Below are 19,073 nucleotides of genomic sequence, written 5' to 3' on the forward strand. Positions count from 1 at the left end.
ACACTCTCTCCCCACCAATACCTAAAACTCCCACACACGCCGGTTTGGGCCGGCGGGGGCCCCGGGCCCCCCGGGGCCCCCACGATCCTGGCAGTGCCGGCGGGCGGGACCGGCGCGCCCACGCCCCGGTCCACTCCTACGGGCGATCAGCGGGCGGGCGCCGCCCCCTGAGGCACGTTCAGGACGAAGTCGAACTCCGCCTCCTTCGCGCCGCCCACGTTGCGTACGTTCATGAGCAGCCGGGCGTCGAAGATCGGGTCGGTGTTGTTGCGCGGCTCGCCGGGGAAGTAGAGCTGCGTCGTGAGGATCGGACGGTTGGGTGCCTGCAGCTTGACGTGCAGATGGCGGGTGCGCCCGGGGTAGAGGCCGGGGAAGAGCGTGGTGAGCTTGAACGCGCCGTTGGCGTCGGTGAACTGGTGGCCGCGGTACCGGTAGGTCACGTTGTCGTAGGCGCCGCGCGCGTCGGCCTGCCAGAAGTCGAGCAGGCACTGGCCGATCGGCTTGCAGGCCCGGCCGAAGACATAGCCGGTGACGGTGAGGCGGATGCCCTGCGCGCCGGGTTCTATGAGGTTGTTGCGGAGCGGGGAGTTCGGTTTGAAGTAGGGGCCTTCCGTCTGCGGGATCGTCGGCTGGTCGCCGTCGTCGCACGGCGGGGTCAGCTCGGGCGCCTCGCCGTGGTCCGCCGCGGTGCGGGCCAGGGCGGGCACGGCGATCATGGACACCGGTACGGCGATGCCCGCGGCCAGCGCGGCCTTCAGCACCGTCTTGCGGCTCGGGCCCGTGCCGCCGGGGTCCGTGCCGTCCGCGCCGGGTGTCTGCTCACCCGTGCCGTGCCCGTTCGCGCGCGTGTCGCCGTCCATCGTTCCTCCTGTGTGGGGGTCGGGAACGGCTTAGAAGCTACGAGGAGCGCGCGCCCCGGGCGATGGACGGAATCCGGTGGTCGTGGTGAATATCGCCACCGCCGCGCCGGAAGTCCCCCGGACTGGCGCCGGTCTCGCGGCGGAAGAAGCGGCAGAAGTACGCGGGGTCGGTGAACCCGACCCGGTCGGCCACCTGGCGCACCGTCAACTCCGTGCAGACCAGGAGGCGTTTGGCCTCGTGCACACGGGCCTGGCGGAGCAGTTCGCCGGGGGTGCGGCCCATGGACGCCTTCACGGCCTCGCTGAGGTAGCTCACCGAGACCCCGAGGCGCGTCGCGCACTCGCGCACCGACCACATCGGCGCCTGCGGCGCGCCCAGCATGGTGACGAACTCGGCGGCCACCGGCGCGGGCCGGGCGGCGGCCTCCGGTCCCGGCTCCGTCGCGGGGTGCCGGTGCACCCGCTCCGGAGCGGGCAGCCGGGCCGCGCGCACGACGAGGACGTGCAGCAGCGCCCGCAGGACGCCGCGGAAGCCCTCGGCCCCGGTCCGGTACTCGTGGTCCAGGTCGGCGACGAGCCGCCCCACCCAGGAGGCGTCCCGGTCGGGCAGTTCGAGGCAGGACCTCCGGCCGAGGCTCCGCAGCACGTCCACGTCCGCGGGGTGTTCGAGCAGGAAGTCGTCGGTGAAGAGGATCACGCACCCTTCGAGCCCCCGCACGTCGTCCCAGTAGTGCACCTGGCCCGGCGCGATGAAGCACAGGTGCGGCGGGCGCAGCGCGAACCGGGCCAGGTCGACCACGTGGTGACCGGTGCCGCCGGTGACGTAGACGATCTCGTGGAAGGTGTGCCGGTGCGGGAACGACGCCCGCGACATCGGGCCCATGGAGTCGAAGGTCCCGATCGCGAAGGGCAGCGTGTTGGGCATGGGCACCTCGAGCCGGTGGACCGGGAACCCGCCCCGCTCCGGCTCGCTGCCGTTCCCCGGACCGCCGGGCAAGACTGTGGTCCCGCGCATGCGTACGCTCCTCACCCTGACGCCTTCGGCCACGGTCACGGCCGGTCTCCGTCCGTGACCACCACCAACTTGTCAGGTCCAGACCAATCGTGGGGTTCTTCCACCATGACATGTCAGGAGTGAGGGGCCAGGCGCATCTCAGGCCAACTTGCCCGTCGCGCCGATCGCATACGCGGCCGACCACGCGTCGACCAGACTCCGCTCGTCGGCGCCGCCGTAGGTGTAGGCGGGCGAGACGAGGGGCCGGGCCCGGCCGACGTGGACGAGGACGGCCTGGTGGGCGGGGTAGCCGGGGCCGTTCTTTTCCAGGAGCCAGGCGTTCAGCCAGTCGTGCACGGGGCTTGCGGGGTCGTGGAGGGTCGCGGTCCCGGTGAAGCGGTAGCCGCGACGGCGGACGAAGTCGACGGCGTTGATCTCGACGCGCGGGTCGGCGACGAGGTCGGTGACCGTCTGCGGCGACGCGATGTCCATGAACGCGAGGTGCTCGTCGTCGTACACCCGCAGCGAGCCCTTCGGGGACAGGTTGGGCGATCCGTCCGGCCGGACGGTGGCGACGAAGCACAGCTTCGCGTCCGCCACGACGCGCCGCATGTCGGCGTCGATGACGCTCACTTGACCTCCTGGCGGGTGCGCTTCGCCGTCGGGGCGCCGCCGGTCAGGGACGCGAGCACGCCGGGCGGGTTCGGGCCGAGGTGCGGGGCCAGGCTGAAGGCGTACGCGGAGCGCGGGGCGAGCGCCAGGAGCAGGATCGCGGAGGCGGCGGCGAACACCGAGGCGTTGAACGGGGACTGGACGCCGTTGAAGAAGAACATCGACAGGGCGAAGACGAGCAGGACGGCCCCGCCGAGCCAGGCCGACCAGCGCAGCGCGACCCCGAAGAGCAGCGTGAGGCCCAGGATCAGCTCGGCGGCCGTGGCGCCCCCGCCCGCGAGGTCCACGAGCGGGTCCGGCAGATACGGCGCGAGGTCGTGCACGTAGTCCAGGTAGGCGTCGTAGGTGCCCCAGGTCACGTCGCCCGTGCCCGCGTCGCCCCAGAGCCCGAACCGGTCGGCCACGGCCGACAGGAATCCGGCCGAGAGCGCCAGCCTGGCGAAGAGGGTCACGACGGACCAGACTCTCGTGGTCGGTTCGGACCGTTCCGTGGCGCCGGACAGGTGTGCGTCGGACATGCGCTGGCCCCTTCCTCGGGGGTGTGTGATCGCTGGACCCGGGTGAGCGGATAACTGACGGCCGGCCGGTGCCGATGGCTGACGGCCCATCACTCCTCGTAGGTGATCTGGTACTTGGCGGCGACGGCGTTGAGCTTGGCCGGGTCGAGCCTGCCGCCGGCGCCGACTTCGGCCCTGGCTTCGATCAGGTCCTCGACGAAGCACTCCCAGCCGCCGGGGGCGGAGATCTGGATGACCTTGGGGGGCCGCCCGGAGCCGGGGCGCAGCGCGTGCGGGACGCCATGCGGCAGCAGCACGAACTGCCCCCGAGTGGCGGTGTGCTCGCGGTCGTCGAACTCGACGGTCAGCTCTCCGTCGAGCACATAGACCCCCTCCTCGGCCTCGTGGTGCACATGCCGGGGTATGGCCTGGGCGACGGTCACCTCCAGGAGCGAGAAGCGGCCTTCCGTGTCGTCGGCGCGGGCCTTGACGGCGAACGCGGGCGGCACCGGGACGCGGCCGGGCCGCGCCTCGCCCCGGTCCAGCACGACAGCGTTCCCCTTGTCGCCGGGGGCGGAGAGCTGGAGCACATGGACCGGCGCGTCGGACAGGCTCCGCAGGGTGTGCGCGATCCCGCACGGCAGCAGCGCGGACATCCCGGAGGTGAGCCGGTGCGTGGTGCCGTCGACCTCGACGCCCAGCTCCCCTTCGAGGACGTAGACGGCGTGCAGCGCATGGACGAACTCGTCGAACGTGTCGTGGAGATGCAGGAGTGCGGCGCCCTCACCCCGGATCTCGAGGAGGGAGAACCTCCCCTCGGTGTCGTCGGCACCGGCCTTGACCGTGACGGACGGCGGCAGTGGGGTGCGGCTCGGGCGGGAGGCATCGGCGTCGAGCAGAATGAAACGATCCTTGGACACGGAGTACCCTTCTGGAATCGGAAGCGGAATCCGATTCCGTTTTGACTATGTAGAGGACCCCTGCCGTATGTCAACCCCTCCCCGACGCACCCGAAGTGACGCGGGACGCAACCGCACCCGCGTGCTGGAAGCGGCCGGCCGCCTCTTCGCCGAACGCGGCGACGAGGTCCAGATGGCCGAGGTGGCCAGGACGGCGGGCGTCGGCGTCGGCACCGTCTACCGGCACTTCCCCACCCGTCAGGCCCTCATCGAGGCCCTCGCCGAACAGCGCTTCGTCGACATGCTCACGTTCGCGCGCACGGAGCTCCCGGCCGCCCCGAACGCCCGCGACGCCCTGCGCCGCTTCCTGCTCCACATCGGCCAGGTGCACGAGGACGGACGTACGCTCTCGCAAACGATCGAGACCGCCCTGGGCCACACCGCCCCGCGCGGCCAGGTCGAGGCCGACCTCAAGGAGTTGACCACCGAGCTGATCGAACGGGGCAGGAGCGACGGCACCCTGAGCCCCGACACCACCTTCGGCGACCTCTACATGATCGTGGGAGCCCTGGCCACCGTCACCCGCGCGCACCTCGGCGACTGGAAGCGATTCATCGACATCACCCTCGCGGGCCTCGCCCCCCGGAGCGGCGCGGGCCAGTGACGTCGTACCGAAGCACCGCCCGACGCGGGATCAACAAGCGCGGCGCGTGCGCGTGTTGCTGCTGACCTGGACCTCCCGGGGGCGTTAAGATCCAGCGCCCCTTCGACGTGTCGGGGTGGCGCTGGGGAGCGCCGGGGAACGGGACAGTGGGGGCGGATGTGGTCGAGGACGGACGGCCGCGCACGGGGCGTGCGCCGATACTGGCGGGCCTCGCGGTGGCGGCAGCGGGGGCGGCCATCGGGCTCGCGGCGGAGTTCCACTATCTGGGGTGGACGTCCATCCCCGGCAACTCCTGTGGGAGCAGGGGGCCTTCCTGCCCGGACGGCACCGTGCCGACGATCCTGCTCGCCTTCCTGTTCAGCTTTGCGGGTGTCATCAGTGCGATCGCCGCGCTCTCCGTGTTCAGCCGGTTCCGGTTCGGCCCTGCGGTGCCCGTGTCCCTGCTGGCGGCGGGTGTGCTGATCGCGCTGTGGCCGGGCTGGGAGGCGTACGCGTGGATGCGCGGCCCGGTGCTCGACTCCGCGTGGCAGGGCCAGCGGGACCGCCCGTCCACGGTGCGCGGGCTCGGGGTGTGGAGCGTGGGCGAGGACTCCGCCACCGTGGTGCGGGTCCGCAGTGACGCCCTCGTCGCCTACGCCTCACAGGACGGCGACCGCGGCTGGGATCTCAAGGCCCCGGCGCGGGCGTCCGTGTGCGGCATGAGCGACGCGGTCGTCGACGGCATCGGCCTGGTCGCCTTCGGGCGCTATCACCAGCGGTGCGACACGGTGTGGGGCGTCGACGTCCGCACCGGCCGCAAGGTGTGGGAGCGGCGGATCAGCGGTGTGCCCGAGTTCACCGCGGCCACCGACGGCCTGCTCACGGCTGACGCGGGCGTGGCCGTGGCCCTCGCGGACGGTGCGGTCCGCGGCTACGGCCTCGCCGACGGCGCGCCCCGCTGGCGTACGAAGCTGACCGGGCCCCGCGCCGCCGAGCGGGGCGTGCGGTGCCAGCCCAAGGTGGCCTCCGCGGCGGGCGGCACCACGAGGGTCGTCGTGAGCTGCACCGAGCACGGCACGTTCCGCTCGGCGGAGTTGGTGACCCTGGACAGCGCCACCGGCAAGGAGGAGAGCCGCCGCGCGCTGCCCGTGGAGAGTTCCGTGAACACGGTCCTGGTGGTCTCGGCCGACCCGTTCGTCCTGCTGGTGAAGGAGGACGACAAGCGGGGCGTCGCCGCGGTGCTTTCCTACGGCCGCTCGGGCGGCGAGCCGGTCCGCATTCCGCTGGCCGCCGACGAGGAGGACCTGAGCGTCGTCCCGGAAGGCGTCGGCTTCGCCGCCCGGCCCCCGCTGCATGCCGTGGTCAGCGGCGACGCGCTGATCGTCGCGGCCACCGAGCCCGGCGCCGACGACCCGGAACGGGTCTCCGCGTACTCGCTGCGCGACGGGCGCCATCTGTGGCGCACCGGCCTCGGCACACCCGTGGCCGCCCTGTCACCCGCGGGCAAGGGCCAGGTGGCCGTGCTCGGAGTCAACGACCGGCTGTGGACGCTCTCCGACCAGGGAGACCGTCGGGGCGAGGACGACGGGGCCATGCTGCGGGACGTCGACCGGAGGATCGAGAGCGGCTCGTACCTGCTCAAGTCCGGCGACACCTGGGTCGTCGTCAACTCCAACGGCGACGCCTATCCGCCCGCCCTCGCGCTCAGACCGTGAAACGGCCCCTGCCGCCTCCCGGGTCCGGACGGATCGCGTCCACGGGAAGCGGCAGGGGCCGGTGCGGTCGCCCGACGCGTCGGGCGACCGGATCAGGCGACGGTGCCGCTCTCGTCGATCACGATCTTCTTGGCGGTGGTGCCGGAGCGGCTGCCGAGGGCCTCGATCGCCTTGACGACGTCCTCGCCCTCGACGACCTCACCGAAGACGACGTGCTTGCCGTCCAGCCACGGGGTCACCACGGTCGTGACGAAGAACTGCGAGCCGTTGGTGCCCGGGCCCGCGTTGGCCATGCTCAGGAGGAACGGCCGGTCGTGCTTGAGCTCGAAGTTCTCGTCGGCGAACTTCTCGCCGTAGATGCTCTTGCCACCGGTGCCGTTGCCGTTGGTGAAGTCACCGCCCTGGAGCATGAACTCGGGGATGACGCGGTGGAAGGGCGAGCCCTTGTAGCCGAAGCCGTTCTGGCCGGTGGCCAGCTCGCGGAAGTTCCGGGCCGTCTTCGGCACGACGTCGTCGAAAAGGCGGAAGACAATACGGCCGAGGCTCTCGCCGTTGGCCGACACGTTGAAGTAGACATTTTCACTCATGGCCCTGATTCTCCACGACCCTCCCTCGCAGGTCGAACCAGCACCCCCTCCCAGGTCATGACGGCTGCGCAGGGGTGGGTCCAGACCCACCCCTCACGGGGTCCAGCGGGATATCAGGCGCGGATCGGCCGACCGTACGTTCTCCGGTGTCGGCCGGGCGGATCGAGTACCGCCCGGGGAATCGGAGAACGAACCATGATCTTCTTTCTGCTGCGCCGCCTCAGCCCTCGTGCCCGGCGGATCACCGGTCTTGTCCTGGTGGCCGCGGGCCTCGCGGTCGTCGCCGCGGCCGCCGTGGCGGCCTGGCTGCTCGTCCATGGCGTCGTCCTTGCGGTGATCGGCGCCGTGACGTGGGCGACCGCCGTCGTCGGCGAGCGGCGCGCCCGCCGGGACGACGGCCGCCCTGCCGTCGGCGGTGAGCCGACCCGTGCGGGAAAGGCCCAGGCCAGGTGAGGCAGCGCACGATAGGTGTCATGGCCATAGAGTCGGGCGGGTGAACATGGCTGTGGGAGGGGGTCCCCCGCGCTGGGGGGCCGGGATCGTGCTCGGGCTGTACCGGTCCGTGGTGCTTGTCGGGCTCACCTGGCTGATGCCCGTGGTGGCGGCGGCCGTCGGCTTCGGCGGCGCCCGGCTTGCGTACTCCTGGTCCGAGGGGTCGACCGCGCCGCTCGCGCTCCGGGCGCTCGCGGCCGTCGGGGAGACGCTGGTGGTGGTCCTGTGGATCGCCGTGGCCCTCTGGGTCGTGCACGCGCTGACCAGCCGGGCCCTCGCCCGGACCGCGCGCCGGTGCGCGGAGCGCTGGCTCGGGCTGCGCGTCGACGTGAGCTACCGCCCGGTGCCGCCGGTCACCCGCCTGGCCACGGGCTACTGGTGGGACGGCCACGAGTACCACCGCTCCGAGCGGGAGGCGCGCCGCCGCGCCAAGGTGCACGCCCGCTTCCACGATCCGCAGCTGCACTGGGACGGGCTGTGGGCCCTGGTCGCCGGTGTGACGGTGCTTCCGGTCGCGGCCCTGCCGTTGCTCGGGCTCGCCGGCGGAGCGTATCTGGCGCTCGCGCCCGGACTGCTCGGCTACGGGCTCGCCGTGATCGCCGCCGGTCTGGCCGCCGCTCCCTTCGCGTGGAAGATCTCCGGGCCCGTGGCTGTTCGCTTCCTCGGACCCGTTCCGCACACGCGGCTCGGGCAGCGAGTGAAGGAGCTGGAAGCCATCCGAGCGGACCTGACGCAGACTCAGGCGGCCGAGCTTGAGCGGATCGAGCGGGGGCTGCACGACGGCGCCCAGGCCCGGCTTCTCACGATGGGCATGTCGATGGAGGCCGCCGCGCGGCTCGTCGACGCCGACCCCGACGCCACGAAGGCGATCCTGGCCGAGGCCCGCGCGTCGTCGGCCGCCGCGCTCGCCGAACTGCGGGCGCTGGTCCGCGGCATCAACCCGCCCGTGCTCGTCGAGCGCGGCCTGGTGGACGCCGTGCGGGCCCTGGCCCTCGACGCGCCCGTCGAGGTCGTCGTGCACAGCACGGTGACCTCCCGGCCCGAGCGGCCCGTCGAGTCGGCGGTCTACTTCGCCGTCGCGGAACTCCTCGCGAACGTGGGCAAGCACGCCCGCGCCACCGGGGCGACGGTCGACCTCGGCTACGCGGAGCGGACGCTCACCGCGACCGTGACCGACGACGGGATCGGCGGAGCGGCCGCGTCGGCGGGCTCCGGGCTCAGCGGGATCGAGCGGCGGATGGCGGCGTTCAGCGGCCGCCTGGAGATCGAGAGCCCTCCCGGGGGCCCCACCCGCATCACTGTGGCGGTGCCATGCGCGTTGTCGTAGCCGAAGACCTGTTCCTGCTGCGCGACGGCCTGGTCCGGCTCCTCCAGGCGTACGGGCACGAGGTGGTCGCGGCGGTCGAGACGGGCCCCGCCACGCTCGACGCGCTGATCGGCCACCGGCCCGACGTGGCGATCGTGGACGTCAGGCTGCCGCCGACGTTCTCCGACGAAGGGCTCCAGGCCGCGCTCGCCGCCCGCCGGGAGGTGCCCGGCCTGCCCGTGCTCATCCTGTCCCAGCACGTGGAGCAGCTGTACGCGCGCGAGCTCCTCGCCGACGAGCACGGTGGCGTGGGCTACCAGCTCAAGGACCGCGTCCTGGACTCCGGCCAGTTCATGGACGCCCTGAGCCGTGTCGCCGACGGCGGCACGGCGCTCGACCCGGCGGTGGTCGCGAAACTCCTGGGCCGCCCCGGGCGGGCCGACCCGCTCGCCACGCTCTCCGAGCGGGAGCGCCAGGTCCTCGAGCTGATGTCCGAGGGCCTGTCCAACGCGGCGATCGCGGGCCGGCTCTTCCTCAGCGAGGGCGCCATCAGCAAGTACACGACCACGATCTTCGCCAAGCTCGGCCTGACCGCGGACGACGACACCAACCGCCGGGTCCGCGCCGTGCTCACCTATCTCGGCGCGGCCGGGCCGCAACAGTGGCCGGAACAGTGAGTGATACGGGGGCCCGTGCTGGGCATGATCGCGTCATGCCCAGCTACATACCCTCCCCCGACGAAGTGACCGCCGCGCAGACCACCGGCGGCGGCTGGACGAAGAAGCAGCTCGCCGAATGGGGCGTGCCGTGGCCGCCGCCGCAGGGCTGGCGCAAGCACCTGGAGGCGAAGTGGCGGGGCGAGGACGTCGCCCCGCTGACCCGCGAGGAGCCGGACCAGGACGCGCTGTTCTGAATACGGCCCGGCGGGCGTTCCGGGCCCGGTGGAAGGTCTGAGCCCCGCCGGGTCGGACCGGTCAACGTCGCCTAGGGGCGCGCCTGGCCCTGCTCGGCCAGCATGCGGTTCTTGCCCGCGATGATGTGTGCCTCCATCAGGTGGGCGGCCTCCTCGCCGTTGCCCGACTCCAGGTGGTCGATGATGCGTCGGTGCTGGTCGTTGGAGGTGCGCCGGGCGGCGTCCGACTCCAGGCCGTGGCGGCGGAACAGATGCAGTTCCTTGGAGACGGCGTCGTAGAGCTCGACCAGCCGCGGGTTGCCGGACAGGCCGACCAGGTGCCGGTGGAGCTCGACGTTCCGGGGGTAGTAGTCGTCCGTGGTGTCGGCCTCGTCCAGCTGCCGCGCCTTGGCCCGCAGCGCCGCAGCCTCGTCCGCGTCGACCCGCGCGGCGGCGAGGCGCCCGGCGAGGCCGAAGAGGCTGGCGCGGATGTCGTAGAGCTGGGCGGCCTCGTCGACGGTGATCTCGCGGACGAACATGCCGCGGTTGGCGCGGAACTCCACCAGGCGGCTGCGCTCCAGGTGGCGGCAGGCCTCACGGACCGGGCCGCGGCTGACGCCCAGGCGCATGGCGAGCGCGGACTCGTTGATCCGGTCGCCGCCGCTCAGCACCCCCGTGATGATCATCCGCTCCAGTTCCTCGACGATCATGTGGGGCAGCGAGCTCGACTGCCGCTCGGCCATGCGGCGCTGGAGCGCCGTCATCGCATCGGAGTTCTCCCGCACGGTGGGTCCGGACCTCCTCGGGACGGCGGAGACAAAAACTGTCGACAATTTACCATCACCGCTCCATGCCCCTCATCGCACTGACTTGACCTGGACTGACGCGGCGTCGCGCCGCGCACCCGGGCGCGGATAGCGCGGCTGCGCACGAAAAGCAAATCGTTGACAGTTTACGATTCCCGGTCCCAGACTGTGACCCACGCCATAGGGCCGCCGAGACCCCGAGGGGTGCGGAATGAGGATCAAGGACATCCGGGCGAGCGTGCACACCACCTCCATCGAGGTGCCGCTGCTGAGCGGGAAGGTCGCCGGCTACGGCCGTGCGGAGCAGAGGGAGTTCGTCTTCTGCGAGGTGGAGACGGACGAGGGCGTCACCGGTGTCGCGCTCACCGGGCACTTCCTGGCGCGGTCGGTGGTCGCCGCGCTCGAACGGCACTTCCTGCCGGCCGTGCTTGATCTGGACCCCCGCGAGATCGAGGCCGTGCACCAGCGGATCTGGCGCGCGCTCAACCCGAGGGCGATGACCGGCGTCGTGTCGAGCGCCCTGTCCCTGCTCGACATCGCGCTGTGGGACATCGCGGGCCAGCACGCCGGACGGTCGGTGGCGGGCCTGCTCGGCGGGGCCAGGACGGAGCTGCCGGCGTATGTGACGTTCGGGTTCCCGCAGTACGACCGCGATCAGCTCGCCGAGGCCGCGCGGCTCCAACGGGCGGCGGGCTTCAGCGCGCTGAAGCTGGTCGTCGGCGTGGACGAGGGCGGCTGGCGGGAGGACGCCGCCCGGGTGCGCACGGTCCGGGAGGCCGTCGGCGACGGCGTCGACATCATGATCGACGCCAACTACCTACTCAGCCCGACCGACGCGAAACTGCTGTGCCGGGCCGTCGAGGACTGCGACCTCACCTGGTTCGAGGAGCCCCTGCACCAGAACGACGCCCGCGCCATGGCTGACCTGCGCGCCCACACCCGCATACCGCTCGCCGCCGGGCAGATGGAGGGGCACCGCTGGCGCCTGCGCGAGCTGGTCGACCACCAGGCGGTCGACATCCTGCAGCCCAACGCGTGCTACTGCGGCGGGTTCACCGAGGCCCGCAAGGCCGCGCACCTGGCGCAGATCTACAACCTGCCGGTGGCACACGGCGGCGGCTGGCCGCTGGTCAACATGCACACGCTGGCGGGACTCATGAACGGCTGGATCCTGGAGTGGCACCTGGGCATGGCCCAGGTCGGCGCACTCCTCTTCCCCGACTCACCGCGCCCCCACGGCGGCCGCCTGACGATCCCGGACAAGCCGGGCCTCGGCCTCAGCGTCGACCGCGACGCGCTCCGCGACACCCTCCTGCCGGACATGTGACCCGGTGCTCGGAAGGGTGGCCGAGACCCATGAGCAGCCAGACCGAGAACGGCACCACGACCACGGCCGAAAGCCCGCAGGAGCGACCGCGCTGGCTGCGGGCCGCGGGCAACACCGGCCTGCAGGTCCTCGCGTCGGCCGTCGCCGCCGCCGTGTTCGGGATCCTCGCACCGGGCACCGCCGCCGACCTCAAACCGCTCGCGGACGCGTTCATCTCGCTCGTACGGCTCACCATCCCGCCGATCGTGTTCCTCGTCGTCGTGACGGGGATCGTGTCGGTCGGCGGCATGAAGGCCGCGGGCCGGATCGCGCTGAAGTCCGTCGTGTACTTCGAGATCGTCACCACCGTCGGCACGCTCCTCGGGATGGTGTCGATCAACCTCTTCCGTCCCGGCGCGGGGGTGGCGCCGCCCGCCGGGGCCTCCGGTGACCTCGACTCCTACGTCGAGGGCGCGAAGGAGAAGTCGGTCGGCGAGTTCCTGCTCGGCCTGGTGCCGCACAACGTGGTGGACTCCTTCGCCACCGGCGACATCATCCAGGTCCTGGTGTTCGCGATCCTCTTCGCCGTCGCGCTCCTGCACCTGCCCAAGTCCCGGACCGATCCGGTCCTGCACGGCTGCGGCATCCTCGCCGACGTCTTCTTCCGCATCATCGGGATGGTCATCCGCCTCGCCCCGGTCGGCGTCTTCGGCGCCGTGTCGTACACCGTCGGGGAGTACGGCCCGGAGGCCCTCACCGCGCTGATGAAGTACGTGGGCCTCGCGTTCGCCACGCTGCTCGTCTTCCTGACCCTCGTCCTCGGCACGGTCACCCGCGTCATCGGGGTGTCCCTGCCGCGGCTCGTCCGCGGGCTCCGCCCGGAGCTGGTCGTCGTGCTCGGCACGTCCTCGTCGGAGGCCGTCATGCCGCACCTGATGGCGCGCCTCGAACAGTTCGGCTGCAAGCGCGACATCGTCGGGCTCGTCGTGCCGACGGGCTACTCGTTCAACCTGGACGGCGTCGCGGTCGTGGTGCCCATGTCCGCGGTGTTCATCGCCCAGGTGTACGGCGTCGAGCTGAGCCTCGCCGACCAGGTCACGCTGTTCCTGGTGTTCCTCTTCCTGTCCAAGGGGACCGCGGGCGTGACCGGGTCCGCGTTCGTCACGCTCGCGAACCTGATCGCCGCGGTGTCCTTCATCCCCGTCGCCGGGCTCGCGCTCATCCTGTCCGTCGAGCGCTTCCTCTCCCTCATGCGGGCGCTGACCAACGTGCTCGGCAACGCCGTCGCCACCCTCGCCGTCGCGCGCTGGGAACCCGGCGGGATCGACGAGGACCGGCTGGCCAGGACCGTCGGGCGACGACGCGCCCCGAGACGTACTCCCTGACACCGCCCCACTCCCCGACGCACCCCAGGAGGCAGCCCGTGCCGCGGATCACCGCCGTCCACGAGGGCACCGTGCCGATCGGCTCGGCCATCAGCAACGCCTACGTCAGCTTCCGGCACATGGACTGCTCGGTCGTCGCCGTCGTGTCCGACGTGCTGCGCGCCGGGCGGCCGGTGGTCGGCTACGGCTTCAGCTCCAACGGCCGCTACAGCGTGGGCGAGATCCTGCGCCGCCGCGTCGTCCCCCGGCTGCTCGACGCCCCGCCCGGCGACCTGCTCACCGACGACGGGACGACCATCGACCCGGCGCGGGCGTGGGAGGTGATGACGCGCGACGAGAAGCCCGGCGGGCACGGCGAACGGCCCGTCGCCGTCGGCGTCGTCGACATGGCCCTGTTCGACCTCGCCGCCAAGCTCGACGAGCTGCCGCTGCACCACTGGCTGGCCCGCCGCTACGGCCTCGGCGAGCCGGACCCTGACGTGTTCGTCTACGCGGCGGGCGGCTACTACGCCCCCGGCAAGGGCGCGCGCGAACTCAAGGACGAGATACGCCGCTTCCTCGACCTCGGCTACCACGTCACGAAGATCAAGATCGGTGGCGCCGACCTCGCCGCGGACCTCCGCCGGATCGAGGCGGCGCTCACCGTCCTCGACGGCGACGGCGGGCGCCTGGCCGTCGACGCCAACGGCCGCTTCGACCTCGCCACCGCGCTCCGCTACGGCGAGGGCCTCGCCCCGTACGCCCTGTGCTGGTACGAGGAGCCGGGCGACCCCCTGGACTTCGCCCTGCACGCCGCGCTCGCCGAGCGCTACCGCGGGCCGCTGGCCACCGGCGAGAACATCTTCTCCCTCGCTGACGCCCGCAACCTGCTGCGCTACGCGGGCATGCGCCCGGACCGCGACATCCTCCAGATCGACCCGGTGCTCAGCTACGGCCTGGTCGAGTACCGCCGCGTCCTCGACCTGCTCGCGCGGCACGGCTGGTCGTCGCGCCGCTGCGTCCCGCACGGCGGCCACCAGTTCTCCCTGCACATCGCCGCGGCCTTCCGTCTCGGCGGCAACGAGTCCTACCCGGGCGAGTTCCAGCCCACCGGCGGCTTCGCCGACACGGCCACCGTCAAGGACGGCCGCGTCGGACTCACCGACGCCCCCGGCATCGGCTTCGAGGCGAAGGCGGAGCTGTACCGGGTCTTCCGCGCCCTGCACGCGTGACCCCGTCGGCACACCCGCCCGTCGCGCCGCCCGGCGCCCCGCCGCGTTTTGTCCAGCGGCACGGAAACGGGCTGCTGGACAAAATCCTGGCCCTCAAGCTCGGTTCCAACCACCGCGACGGCACGACTGACCACCGGCCGCCGCAGACCACAGGGGGAAGGACCCGGAACATGCTCTTGATGACCAAGGCGGGCCGGAAGGCCCAGGGCTCGGGGGGCCGCCACAACATGGCGCCGACCTACAAGCGCCTTGCGACCGCTGCCGCTTCCGTGGCACTGGTGGCGGGCGGTGCGCTCGCGGCCGCTCCCTCCGCCGCGGCGGGCCCGGCCGACGCGGCAGGACCGGCGAGCGTGCGGGAGCCCAACTGCAACTACATCTCGGACTCCGCCCGCCCGACCATCAGGCCCAACGACCGGGGCGACGCGGTCAGGCAGATCCAGTGCCTGATCAACGTCTACAGCAAGTACCCGTACTACCTGGAAGTGGACGGGAGGTACGGCGAGAACACCTACGCGGGCGTCGGCTACGTGCAGCGCTGCAACGGCACGGCCGGCGGCGTCGACCACATCGTCGGCCGCAGCACCTGGTACCGGCTGTACCACCCCAAGCCCCAGTGCGCATGGTGATCCGCTGACCGCACCGCCCAGCAGCGCCCGGCCGACTCGCCCGACGTCGGCCGGGCGCCCTCACGCCAGGGCCCGTGCCCACGCGACGGTCCGGTCGGCGAAGGCGCGCGCGGCGGCGCTCCGGTACGCGCTGTCGCGGCGGAGCAGCGTCACCGTGCGGGCGGGGATCCCGGGGGTGACGGGGACGGGGACCAGGTGGGGGTGGTCGCGGGTGAGGGCGTCGGGGAGGACCGTGGCCAGCGGGGTGCGGGTCACGATGTCGGTGAGCGCGGTGATGGAGTTGGCCTCGACCGCGATCCGCGGCCGCACCGCGTGGGCGGCGAAGTGCTGGTCGATGTGGCGGCGGGTGGCGAAGTCGCCGCTGAGCAGGGCGAGTTGCCGCTCACCCAGGTCGGCGAGCGGCACCGGGCCCCGGCGGCCCGCGTCGGGGTGCTGGGGGCCGACGACGAGGCTGAGGGTCTCGGTGAACAGGGCGGTGGCCTCGATGCCCGGCAGGTGGGTGCCGGTGAAGGCGACCCCGAGGTCGAGCCGGTCGCCGAGGAGGTCGGCCTCGATGCGGTCCTGGGTCAACTCCCGTACGTCCAGGGTGATGCCGGGATGCCGGGTGTGGAAGTCGGCGACGAGCGGGCCCGTCAGATAGGCGGTGAACGTGGGGGTGACCGCGAACCGCAGCCGGCCGCGCGAGAGGTCCCGCACGTCCAGGACCGCCCGCTCCCCGGCCGCGAGGTCCCGCAGCGCGCGCCGCGCGTAGTGGACGTAGGTCTCCCCGGCGTCGGTCAGGCGAACGGCGCGGCCGGTGCGGTCGAGGAGCTGGGCGCCGAGGGCCTTCTCCAGCTGGCGGATCTGCTGGGAGAGCGTCGGCTGGGCGATGCGCAGGTCTTCGGCGGCGCGGGTGAAGTTGGCGTGCTCCGCGACGGCGAGCAGATAGCGCAGATGACGCAGTTCCGGCTTCATGACCACAACTATAGGTGGCATCGATAGCTGTGAGTGGTAACGCGTCTTGGACGCTATAGACGCTGGTCATGCATGGTGAATGACGTCGGCCCCCACACCGGCACACCCGCACACCGACACACCGACACACCCCAAGGGCCGTGGCTCATTTCCCACAGCCCATCGCCTCGCCCATCGCTTGTCGCTTATCGCTTATCGCTTATCGCTTATCGAAGGGAGTCGTACGTCATGCCTCACCTCGCCGCGGGAATCGACCGCTTCCAGCGGGACGTCTTCCCCGCCAAGGCCGGGCTCTTCGCCCGTCTGGCCGCCACCCACCGGCCCGGCACGCTGTTCATCGGCTGCTCCGACGCCCGCGTCGTGCCCGAGCTGATCACCCAGACCGACCCCGGCGAGCTGTTCGTCATTCGCACCGCCGGAAACCTCGTCCCCGCGTACTCCCCCGGGCCCGACGGCACCGCCGCGAGCATCGAGTACGCGGTCGGCGTCCTCGGCGTACGCGACCTCGTCGTCTGCGGGCACTCCGCCTGTGGCGCGATGACCGCCCTCGCCGAGGGGCACGACCTCGGCGCCGCGCCGGCCGTCGCCGACTGGCTGCGCCACGCGGACGCCGCCCGCGCCCGCTCCACCGCCGCCCCGGGTGCGGACCGGGTGGCCGCGCTGGTGCGGGACAACGTCGCCGCGCAGCTGGCGAACCTGGCCACCCACCCCTCGGTGGCCCGCGCCCTGGCCTCCGGCAGCGCCCGGCTGCACGGCTGGGTCTTCGACATCGCCACCGGCGCCGTCGAGGACATCGGCGCCACCCACCGGGCCCGCGCCGCGGCCTGAACCGGCCGTTCCCTCTCCCCTCTCCCCTCTCCCCTCCTCCTGAAAGGAAGCATCCCCATGGTGCACGCACAGTTCGACAACACCGCCCGCATGCAGCTCGCCGTCGCCGCGGTCGAGGCCAAGACCCGCCGTGACCTGTCCTGGCAGCGGATCGCCGACGCCGCCGGTCTGTCGGTCGCCTTCGTGACCGCCGCCGTCCTCGGCCAGCACGCCCTGCCCGAGCACTCCGCCAGGGCCGTCGCCGAGCTGCTCGGCCTGGACGACGACGCCGTCCTGCTCCTCCAGACCATCCCCACCCGCGGCTCGATCGAGGGCGGCATCCCGACCGACCCGACGATCTACCGCTTCCACGAGATGCTCCAGGTCTACGGCACCACCCTCAAGGCCCTGGTCCACGAGCAGTTCGGGGACGGCATCATCTCCGCGATCAACTTCAAGCTGGACGTGAAGAAGGTCGCCGACCCCGAAGGCGGCGAGCGCGCCGTCATCACCCTGGACGGCAAGTACCTGCCCACCAAGCCCTTCTGACCCCCCGGCCGCCGGCGGCGGCGCTGTCACCCCAGCGCCGTCGCCGCAACCGCGGCCCCGCCCGCCACCAGGCAGCCCACCGCCCACCGCATCCAGCGGTACTTGACCGCCAGGATGGCCGCGAGGGTGCAGGACTGCTCGAGGAGCCAGCGCCCGGGGTCACGGCCCGCGGCGAGCACCGCCGCCGACACCTCCTCAGGACCGGCGCCGCGGTGGAGCTCGGTCACCGACGGGCCCGGCCCCACAGCGCCCGCGCCCGCGCCCGTCCGGACGTACCCCCGCCCCGCCCTCGTACGCGGAAGCACCACCAGGGTCAGCATCACGATGCCCGCCAGCCACAGCACGGCCCCGACCACGCCCAGCGGTCCTGAGCCGAGCCGCCCGTCCGCGGCCGACACGGCGAGCGTGGGCAGGGTCACGCTGCCCGACAGCAGGATCGACGCCTTGGTGTCGGCCCGCGTGACCTCCTCCCGTACGGAGGTGAGCAGCCGCTCCGTGACGAACCGGGAGCCCGGCTCGGACAGCGGCGACACCACGGTGCCGCCCACAAGGGGCCTACGGTGTGGTGGAGTTCCGGTGACCGCCATCTCTCTCCCCCGTTCCTTCTGTCACGTGGTCGTCCGACTCATCCAGGTCGTCCGGCACGTCCGAACCGTCCGCGCCGCCCGCCTCGCGCCAGAAGACATCGCGCCGGGGCTCCCCGTCGCCCTGCTGCCCCAGCGGATCGGTGACGAGATGGCGCTCCCTCGACCTCAGGAACTCCACGACCACCATGGCCTGGTCGCCGAGCTCCCACCGTTCGAGGAGGCCGCCGTCGATCAGCCGGGACATCAGCTCCATGCCGTCCTGGCGCTGTTCCCGCTGCTCCTTGCGGAACATCTGCCGGATCTCCCCGAGGTCCTTGGGGTTGCGCGCCATCATCTGCGCCATCACCGCGTGGTCGCCGTCGCGCAGCGCCACTTCGAAGTCGGTGGCCCAGCGGCTGATCAGTTCCCGCTTGTTGGCGTCCCTGAGCTGACGCAGCCCCTGGTGGACGTGTTCCAGGTCCGTCTGGTGCAGGACCCGGCCGAGGCTCCTGCCGTGGTCCTGGATCAGCTTGTCCGCGGAGATCGTCACGAACACGTCGAGCTCCAGGCCGAACCTGCTGCCCAGGCGCTCCCCGCTCAGCGCCGCGTGCACGGCGTCGCGGACCTCTTCCGCGCGGTTGATGGAGTAGCGGCGTGACACGTCGCGCAGCCGCTGCTCCAGTTCCGGCACGAGCAGTGCGGCGACGTCGGTGACCTGGCTCCGAGCCACCAGGCAGGGGTCGCTCACCTGCCAGCGCACCCGCACCTCGGCCGGGAAGGACCTGCCGCCCTCCGCCGCCGGCAGCTCGACCCCGAACGACACGGTGTGCCAGCCGAGTTGCAGCTCGAACGCGGTGTAGGGCCGCGTGAACCAGCGCAGCAGGAAGCTCTCCTCACCCTCGGGCCCCACCGCCCGGGGAGGCCGGTTGCGGTAGTAGAGCACGGCCGCGACCTGGGCGCTGCTGTGTCTGTAGGGCCACGCGGGGCGGTACTCGCGCAGGAAGGGCCCGGCCAGTTCCTGTGCGGCCGCGGGGCGTTCGGCCGGTGGTCCCGGCTTGGCCGGTGGGCCGGCCGCGCCCGGGCCGGGCAGCGCGGCCGCGCGCACAGGGGCGGCCCCGCCGTACGGCACCGGGGCTGCCCCGGCGTACGGCAACAGGGCGGGGGGCGCCGCGGGGGCGGCGGGCAGGGCGTGCGGCGGTTTCTGGGCGTTCATGTCACTCCGTCTCCTCGGTCGTGGGGGGGGGGGGCGGGCGGGGCCCCGGAGCAGAGACTGATCTGGAGTGAGACGGGGGGGGAGGGGGCACCG

The 19,073-nt window shown here is 72.4% G+C and carries 21 protein-coding genes and 1 pseudogene; 12 read left to right on the forward strand and 10 right to left on the reverse strand.

Annotation, left to right across the window (positions count from 1 at the left end):
- Positions 1 to 155: 155 nt before the first annotated feature.
- The 5 genes and pseudogenes from ACFWZ5_RS35685 to ACFWZ5_RS35705 form a co-directional block, all read right to left on the reverse strand.
- Positions 156 to 860, reverse strand: a pseudogene (locus tag ACFWZ5_RS35685) (dioxygenase); the annotation flags it as partial.
- A gap of 37 nt (positions 861 to 897) precedes the next feature.
- The gene (locus ACFWZ5_RS35690) at positions 898 to 1,875 is read right to left on the reverse strand and encodes an AraC family transcriptional regulator (protein ID WP_384797154.1); all 978 of its coding nucleotides are present in this window, start codon (positions 1,873 to 1,875) and stop codon (positions 898 to 900) included.
- A 138-nt stretch (positions 1,876 to 2,013) separates the two neighbouring features.
- Positions 2,014 to 2,487 (reverse strand): pyridoxamine 5'-phosphate oxidase family protein, encoded by a 474-nt coding sequence (locus ACFWZ5_RS35695; protein WP_384797151.1) that lies wholly within the window; start codon positions 2,485 to 2,487, stop codon positions 2,014 to 2,016.
- Complete coding sequence (locus ACFWZ5_RS35700; RefSeq protein WP_384797148.1) at positions 2,484 to 3,044, reverse strand: hypothetical protein; 561 nt, start codon at positions 3,042 to 3,044, stop codon at positions 2,484 to 2,486. The genes ACFWZ5_RS35695 and ACFWZ5_RS35700 overlap by 4 nt, the downstream gene beginning before the upstream one ends.
- An 89-nt stretch (positions 3,045 to 3,133) precedes the next feature.
- The gene (locus tag ACFWZ5_RS35705) at positions 3,134 to 3,943 is read right to left on the reverse strand and encodes a cupin domain-containing protein (RefSeq protein ID WP_384797145.1); all 810 of its coding nucleotides are present in this window, start codon (positions 3,941 to 3,943) and stop codon (positions 3,134 to 3,136) included.
- Between the two features lie 121 nt (positions 3,944 to 4,064).
- Here ACFWZ5_RS35705 and ACFWZ5_RS35710 point away from each other — a divergent pair, with 121 nt between their 5' ends.
- Entirely contained in the window at positions 4,065 to 4,586 is a 522-nt protein-coding gene (locus ACFWZ5_RS35710; protein ID WP_384797142.1) for a TetR/AcrR family transcriptional regulator, read from the forward strand.
- A 146-nt stretch (positions 4,587 to 4,732) separates the two neighbouring features.
- Positions 4,733 to 6,280 (forward strand): PQQ-binding-like beta-propeller repeat protein, encoded by a 1,548-nt coding sequence (locus ACFWZ5_RS35715; RefSeq protein ID WP_384797139.1) that lies wholly within the window; start codon positions 4,733 to 4,735, stop codon positions 6,278 to 6,280.
- A gap of 92 nt (positions 6,281 to 6,372) precedes the next feature.
- Here the strand turns inward: ACFWZ5_RS35715 and ACFWZ5_RS35720 are convergent, their stop codons facing one another.
- Positions 6,373 to 6,867, reverse strand: coding sequence for a peptidylprolyl isomerase (locus ACFWZ5_RS35720; RefSeq protein WP_384797136.1), 495 nt, complete (start codon positions 6,865 to 6,867; stop codon positions 6,373 to 6,375).
- 195 nt (positions 6,868 to 7,062) lie between these two features.
- On the opposite strand from ACFWZ5_RS35720, the gene ACFWZ5_RS35725 reads away from it, so the two are divergent.
- Genes ACFWZ5_RS35725 through ACFWZ5_RS35740 form a run of 4 tightly spaced genes read left to right on the forward strand, consistent with a single transcriptional unit; the run spans position 7,063 to position 9,578 of the window.
- Complete coding sequence (locus ACFWZ5_RS35725; RefSeq protein ID WP_384797133.1) at positions 7,063 to 7,320, forward strand: hypothetical protein; 258 nt, start codon at positions 7,063 to 7,065, stop codon at positions 7,318 to 7,320.
- Positions 7,321 to 7,366: 46 nt separating this feature from the next.
- Entirely contained in the window at positions 7,367 to 8,686 is a 1,320-nt protein-coding gene (locus ACFWZ5_RS35730; RefSeq protein WP_384797187.1) for a sensor histidine kinase, read from the forward strand.
- Entirely contained in the window at positions 8,671 to 9,342 is a 672-nt protein-coding gene (locus ACFWZ5_RS35735) for a LuxR C-terminal-related transcriptional regulator (RefSeq protein ID WP_384797130.1), read from the forward strand. The genes ACFWZ5_RS35730 and ACFWZ5_RS35735 overlap by 16 nt, the downstream gene beginning before the upstream one ends.
- 35 nt (positions 9,343 to 9,377) lie before the next feature.
- Positions 9,378 to 9,578 carry a hypothetical protein gene (locus ACFWZ5_RS35740; protein WP_384797128.1) on the forward strand — a complete coding sequence of 67 codons (201 nt, stop codon included), beginning with the start codon at positions 9,378 to 9,380 and terminating at the stop codon, positions 9,576 to 9,578.
- A gap of 71 nt (positions 9,579 to 9,649) precedes the next feature.
- On the opposite strand, the gene ACFWZ5_RS35745 is transcribed toward ACFWZ5_RS35740, so the two are convergent.
- Positions 9,650 to 10,342 carry an FCD domain-containing protein gene (locus ACFWZ5_RS35745; protein ID WP_384797125.1) on the reverse strand — a complete coding sequence of 231 codons (693 nt, stop codon included), beginning with the start codon at positions 10,340 to 10,342 and terminating at the stop codon, positions 9,650 to 9,652.
- A 232-nt stretch (positions 10,343 to 10,574) separates the two neighbouring features.
- On the opposite strand from ACFWZ5_RS35745, the gene ACFWZ5_RS35750 reads away from it, so the two are divergent.
- The 4 genes from ACFWZ5_RS35750 (at position 10,575) to ACFWZ5_RS35765 (ending at position 14,891) form a co-directional block, all read left to right on the forward strand.
- Entirely contained in the window at positions 10,575 to 11,690 is a 1,116-nt protein-coding gene (locus tag ACFWZ5_RS35750; protein ID WP_384891827.1) for a mandelate racemase/muconate lactonizing enzyme family protein, read from the forward strand.
- 29 nt (positions 11,691 to 11,719) lie between these two features.
- Positions 11,720 to 13,054, forward strand: coding sequence for a cation:dicarboxylate symporter family transporter (locus ACFWZ5_RS35755; RefSeq protein WP_384804975.1), 1,335 nt, complete (start codon positions 11,720 to 11,722; stop codon positions 13,052 to 13,054).
- Positions 13,055 to 13,092: 38 nt separating this feature from the next.
- Positions 13,093 to 14,265: an enolase C-terminal domain-like protein gene (locus ACFWZ5_RS35760; RefSeq protein ID WP_384804977.1), complete on the forward strand. Its 1,173-nt coding sequence runs from the start codon at positions 13,093 to 13,095 to the stop codon at positions 14,263 to 14,265.
- A gap of 170 nt (positions 14,266 to 14,435) precedes the next feature.
- Positions 14,436 to 14,891: a peptidoglycan-binding protein gene (locus tag ACFWZ5_RS35765; RefSeq protein ID WP_384804979.1), complete on the forward strand. Its 456-nt coding sequence runs from the start codon at positions 14,436 to 14,438 to the stop codon at positions 14,889 to 14,891.
- A 60-nt stretch (positions 14,892 to 14,951) separates the two neighbouring features.
- Here ACFWZ5_RS35765 and cynR read toward each other — a convergent pair whose 3' ends face one another.
- Complete coding sequence (gene cynR / locus ACFWZ5_RS35770; protein ID WP_384804981.1) at positions 14,952 to 15,845, reverse strand: transcriptional regulator CynR; 894 nt, start codon at positions 15,843 to 15,845, stop codon at positions 14,952 to 14,954.
- 228 nt (positions 15,846 to 16,073) lie between these two features.
- On the opposite strand from cynR, the gene ACFWZ5_RS35775 reads away from it, so the two are divergent.
- Complete coding sequence (locus ACFWZ5_RS35775; RefSeq protein WP_384804983.1) at positions 16,074 to 16,673, forward strand: carbonic anhydrase; 600 nt, start codon at positions 16,074 to 16,076, stop codon at positions 16,671 to 16,673.
- Positions 16,674 to 16,730: 57 nt separating this feature from the next.
- Positions 16,731 to 17,201: a cyanase gene (gene cynS, locus ACFWZ5_RS35780; RefSeq protein WP_384804985.1), complete on the forward strand. Its 471-nt coding sequence runs from the start codon at positions 16,731 to 16,733 to the stop codon at positions 17,199 to 17,201.
- Positions 17,202 to 17,227: 26 nt separating this feature from the next.
- Here the strand turns inward: cynS and ACFWZ5_RS35785 are convergent, their stop codons facing one another.
- Together ACFWZ5_RS35785 and ACFWZ5_RS35790 are read right to left on the reverse strand one after the other, a co-directional pair.
- Entirely contained in the window at positions 17,228 to 17,749 is a 522-nt protein-coding gene (locus ACFWZ5_RS35785) for a Pycsar system effector family protein (protein WP_384804987.1), read from the reverse strand.
- Between the two features lie 7 nt (positions 17,750 to 17,756).
- Positions 17,757 to 18,980, reverse strand: a complete 1,224-nt coding sequence (locus tag ACFWZ5_RS35790) for a hypothetical protein (protein WP_384804989.1) — start codon at positions 18,978 to 18,980, stop codon at positions 17,757 to 17,759.
- Positions 18,981 to 19,073 lie beyond the last annotated feature (93 nt).

The organism is Streptomyces sp. NPDC059003 (assembly GCF_042740445.1).
In the GTDB taxonomy this organism is placed as follows: domain Bacteria; phylum Actinomycetota; class Actinomycetes; order Streptomycetales; family Streptomycetaceae; genus Streptomyces.

Bases quoted from the DNA above. Each gene is read 5' to 3' on its own strand.
- ACFWZ5_RS35725 (WP_384797133.1), top strand. From the start codon at position 7,063: ATGATCTTCTTTCTGCTGCGCCGCCTCAGCCCTCGTGCCCGGCGGATC.
- ACFWZ5_RS35700 (WP_384797148.1), bottom strand. From the start codon at position 3,044: ATGTCCGACGCACACCTGTCCGGCGCCACGGAACGGTCCGAACCGACC.
- ACFWZ5_RS35790 (WP_384804989.1), bottom strand. From the start codon at position 18,980: ATGAACGCCCAGAAACCGCCGCACGCCCTGCCCGCCGCCCCCGCGGCG.
- ACFWZ5_RS35740 (WP_384797128.1), top strand. From the start codon at position 9,378: ATGCCCAGCTACATACCCTCCCCCGACGAAGTGACCGCCGCGCAGACC.
- cynS (WP_384804985.1), top strand. From the start codon at position 16,731: ATGGTGCACGCACAGTTCGACAACACCGCCCGCATGCAGCTCGCCGTC.
- ACFWZ5_RS35750 (WP_384891827.1), top strand. From the start codon at position 10,575: ATGAGGATCAAGGACATCCGGGCGAGCGTGCACACCACCTCCATCGAG.
- ACFWZ5_RS35765 (WP_384804979.1), top strand. From the start codon at position 14,436: ATGCTCTTGATGACCAAGGCGGGCCGGAAGGCCCAGGGCTCGGGGGGC.
- ACFWZ5_RS35690 (WP_384797154.1), bottom strand. From the start codon at position 1,875: ATGCGCGGGACCACAGTCTTGCCCGGCGGTCCGGGGAACGGCAGCGAG.
- ACFWZ5_RS35775 (WP_384804983.1), top strand. From the start codon at position 16,074: ATGCCTCACCTCGCCGCGGGAATCGACCGCTTCCAGCGGGACGTCTTC.
- ACFWZ5_RS35735 (WP_384797130.1), top strand. From the start codon at position 8,671: ATGCGCGTTGTCGTAGCCGAAGACCTGTTCCTGCTGCGCGACGGCCTG.
- ACFWZ5_RS35755 (WP_384804975.1), top strand. From the start codon at position 11,720: ATGAGCAGCCAGACCGAGAACGGCACCACGACCACGGCCGAAAGCCCG.
- ACFWZ5_RS35720 (WP_384797136.1), bottom strand. From the start codon at position 6,867: ATGAGTGAAAATGTCTACTTCAACGTGTCGGCCAACGGCGAGAGCCTC.
- ACFWZ5_RS35730 (WP_384797187.1), top strand. From the start codon at position 7,367: ATGGCTGTGGGAGGGGGTCCCCCGCGCTGGGGGGCCGGGATCGTGCTC.
- cynR (WP_384804981.1), bottom strand. From the start codon at position 15,845: ATGAAGCCGGAACTGCGTCATCTGCGCTATCTGCTCGCCGTCGCGGAG.